The sequence below is a fragment of the Burkholderia sp. SIMBA_062 genome (assembly GCF_046534765.1).
Taxonomy (GTDB): Bacteria; Pseudomonadota; Gammaproteobacteria; order Burkholderiales; family Burkholderiaceae; genus Burkholderia; species Burkholderia ambifaria.
On the sequence record NZ_JAWRYD010000076.1, the window covers coordinates 1 to 3,669 of the forward strand.

The window sequence follows — 3,669 nt, forward strand, 5'->3', positions numbered from 1 at the left end:
CTCTACGCCGATGATAGTGCGGATTCCCGTGTGAAAGTAGGTAATCGTCAGGCTCCCTAAGCCAAGAACCCCCGCCCAAAAGGCGGGGGTTTTTGCATTGGCGCGGCGGAAAAGGCGATGGCAGAGAGGTGGGCTACTGGCGCTGGTGGGCCGGTGGGCCCGTGGATCGGCCAGGTCGGCCCCTCACTCTTCCTTGATTCACTGTCATAGATGAACCTCTTTGGGCAACACCAATGAAAAAACTCATCCCGCTTCTGTGTTGCTTCGCCCTGCCGGGCTGGGCTGCGCAGTCTCACGCTGACTGCGTCCATGCGCCGTTTCACGCAAAATTCCAGGATGCAGACGGCGATGTGGGCCCGTTCGCCAATATGAAGTTTTCCCTGATCCGGGTGTCGGATGGCGTCGTGGTCTATCAAGGGACAATCGACGACCAGGGCCGAGCGGACTGGAGTGATGCGTGTCGAGGTGAGCACTACAGAATCCGTCAGGATGGCCTGATGGGCAAGTAACATCGCCGATCTTCTCCGATATTTGGCCCAAATGCGCGCTTTAATGACGTCACGCGCTGTATGGCCGGTTGCCGAGCCAAGTCGAATCTATGCGCATAAAGTAGTTTGAGCGCCACGTGTCGGCAGCACGACGTTCGGATGCTTCAGGGTAATATCGCCACTCGTCCGGCTTCCACGCGCGTGATTGCCGGTGTATTCCGTCTTCCGCAACTGCATCGTTCATGACTTCCAGCTCTGCTCAGAGTGGTCGGACGACCGACTTCTTGCCGTATCTCGTCGCCGCGACTTTCTTCATGGAGTATATCGACACCACCGTGATCGCGACCGCGCTGCCGCAGATGGCGCATTCCTTCGGCGTCGGGCCGAATGCGCTGAGTCTCGGGATGACGGCCTACATGCTGGCGCTTGCGGTATTCATCCCGATCAGCAGCTGGATTGCGGACCGATACGGTTCGCGCACGGTGTTCGGCAGCGCGATCGTGATTTTTACCGGGGCATCGATTCTCTGCGGGCTGTCCAACGGCGTGGTGACGTTTACGGCCGCACGCCTGCTGCAGGGCGTCGGCGGGGCGATGATGGTGCCGGTCGGCCGGATGATCGTCGTGCGCAGCACCGAGAAAGCCCGGCTGATGCGCGCGATCGCGACGATCACGTGGCCGGGTATCGTTGCGCCGGTCGTGGGGCCGCCAATCGGCGGCTTCATCACGACCTTTGCGTCATGGCGATGGATCTTCCTGTTGAACGTGCCGCTTGGCCTCGCCGCGCTGGTCTGTACGTGCTTGATCGTCCGCAACGCGCGCGCGGACGAACAGCGGCCGCTCGATTGGGTTGGGTTCGTGCTGGCGGGCGGTGCACTGACCTGTCTGCTGCTGGGTACCGAAACGGCTGGTCAGCAGGATGCGCAGTTCACGCATGCGGCCGTGCTGGTCGCGGCCAGCGTGTTGTTCGGCATCGCCGCGTGGCTGCACGCGCGGCGTTGCGCGCACCCGCTGCTCGACTTCACGACGCTGAAGGTGCCGACCTTCTCGGTCACGGTGCTCACCGGATCGGTCACGCGGATTGCGATCAATGCCGTGCCTTATCTGCTGCCATTGCAGTTCCAGATCGGTTTCGGGCTGTCGCCGTTCCAGTCCGGATTGCTGTTGCTGGCGAGCGCGGTCGGCAATCTCGGCATGAAGGCGGGCACGTCGTGGATCCTCGATCGTTTCGGGTTCCGCCGCGTCGCGCTCGTCGACGTGACGATCGTCGGCTTCTTCACGATCGCATGCGGCTGGCTGACCGCATCGACGCCGCTCGCGATCACGCTGCTGGTCGTATTCGTCTACGGGCTGACGCGCTCGATGCAGTTCACGACGCTGGCGACCCTCGCCTATGCCGATGTTCCGTCGCACCAGACGAGCGCCGCGAGCACGCTGTGGAGCGCCGCGCAGCAGATGACGATCGGGATGGGGATCGCATTCGGCGCGCTGGCATTGCGGCTCGCCGCGCTGATGCGCGGCGATGCGGCCGGGATTCACTACGTGCTCGACGATTTTCGCTGGACGTTCGTTGCCGCGGGCGTGCTCGCGCTGCTGACGTTGCCGGGCTATGCGCGGCTCGCATCCGATGCCGGCGACAGACTTCGCGCGAGTGCGGCGCGAGGGTAGGTTGAACGGCCGGTCACGCATGAATGGCGACGGGTGCGTACTGTCGCGCTCAGTCGCTCCGCTCACTTGACGGTTCGGTGCGTCACGGGCGCGATGAATCTTCGCGCATGCATTTCATGAACTGACACGGCCGTCGTGCTGGCGACGCCCCGGCGCCATGCCGCGCACGCACGAGTTCGGACATGCTGCGGCACCCGACGCTACCGTTCTCGCGTCGCGTGCCGCTACTGAGCATCATGAAAGATGATGCCGACCGTATGGCGGTGCCCGGTCCGGATACGGCTCACGCCGTGACGCAGGTTGACGCGATAGACGCCACGCGTTCCTTGCACGGGCCTGCCGTGCACCGCGAAGATCACGGCGTCGCCTTGTGTCAGCGGCACGACTTCCGCACGCGATTGCATCCGCGGCCGCTGTTCGGTCAGCACGAACTCCCCACCCGTGAAATCCCGGCCCGGCGCCGACAGCAGGATCGCGACCTGCAGCGGAAAGACATGCTCGCCATACAGGTCCTGATGGAGGCAGTTGTAGTCGTCCGGCCCGTACTGCAGGATCAGCGGCGTCGGTCGCGTCTGTCCCGCCGCGTGGCAGCGCTCGAGGAATGCCGTGTGGTCGGCCGGGTAGCGGACGTCGATCCCGAGCGCCTGGTTCCAGCGATTCGCGATCGGCGCGAGACGCGGGTAGATCGCGGTTCGCAACGTGTCGACGATTGCCGGCAGCGGATAGGCGAAATACCGGTATTCGCCGCGGCCGAAGCCATGCCGCGCCATGACGACGCGCGAACGGTAAAGCGCATCGCGCGGATAGAGCGATGCCAGCGCCGTGCATTCGTCGGCGCACAGAAGGCCCGGTACGCGAGCGCACCCATAGCGATCGAGTTCGGACCCGACGGCGGTCCACTCGACTGCGCTCACGCGTTGTACGAGGTCAGCAGATTCGATGGCGGGTTGCAGATCGGCGATGTTCACGGGTGTACCTCGTTCGTCAGCGATGGGGACAGAGTGTCGTGTGGGCATGTCGCGCGCGCCGGAATGTGCGCCCGCGGTCGCAGCGGGATGGTCGGCGAGGCGATGTCGGGAAGCGTTGCGAGCACGACAGTGTCCCCGATGAAAGTCGATGAACCAAGTCTACTGTCGTCGGTGCGACGGCGCGCTCCAGATCTTGCGCTTCAATTCGGCTGGAGGAGGCAGATCGCGGCGCGAGCAGTCGGCCGCAACGGCGATTCATTGCGATGTCGTTGCGCGACCGACCGGAATAAGCTCAGCGTAGTGTGCGCGACACGAACACCGAGCGGGCCCGCGAGGCGAAGGGGCGAGGAAGCCGGAAGGTTAGAAAGCGAGAAGGCGAGAAGGCGAGAAGGCGAGAAGGCGAGAAGGCGAGAAGGCGAGGAGAGGTCGGGATGAACAGACGCAGTACCCGAGCCGAATCCTCGACGGCGGACCTATCCGTGATTTCGTGGGCGGGGCATATCATGAGGTGTAAAAGTCATGGATATGCCGATGAAGAAGAAAAGA

3 protein-coding genes are annotated in these 3,669 nt (G+C 63.6%); 2 read left to right on the plus strand and 1 reads right to left on the minus strand.

The annotated features are described in order from the left end of the window. The first annotated feature begins 233 nt into the window (after positions 1 to 233). Together SB786_RS35335 and SB786_RS35340 are read left to right on the plus strand one after the other, a co-directional pair. Positions 234 to 509 (plus strand): hypothetical protein, encoded by a 276-nt coding sequence (locus SB786_RS35335; RefSeq protein ID WP_410731455.1) that lies wholly within the window; start codon positions 234 to 236, stop codon positions 507 to 509. Positions 510 to 730: 221 nt separating this feature from the next. Then, positions 731 to 2,155, plus strand: coding sequence for an MFS transporter (locus tag SB786_RS35340; RefSeq protein ID WP_410731456.1), 1,425 nt, complete (start codon positions 731 to 733; stop codon positions 2,153 to 2,155). Between the two features lie 224 nt (positions 2,156 to 2,379). Here SB786_RS35340 and SB786_RS35345 read toward each other — a convergent pair whose 3' ends face one another. Then, positions 2,380 to 3,123 carry a 2OG-Fe(II) oxygenase gene (locus tag SB786_RS35345; protein ID WP_410731457.1) on the minus strand — a complete coding sequence of 248 codons (744 nt, stop codon included), beginning with the start codon at positions 3,121 to 3,123 and terminating at the stop codon, positions 2,380 to 2,382. Between the last annotated feature and the right edge of the window lie 546 nt (positions 3,124 to 3,669).

Bases quoted from the DNA above. Each gene is read 5' to 3' on its own strand.
- SB786_RS35340 (WP_410731456.1), top strand. From the start codon at position 731: ATGACTTCCAGCTCTGCTCAGAGTGGTCGGACGACCGACTTCTTGCCG.
- SB786_RS35335 (WP_410731455.1), top strand. From the start codon at position 234: ATGAAAAAACTCATCCCGCTTCTGTGTTGCTTCGCCCTGCCGGGCTGG.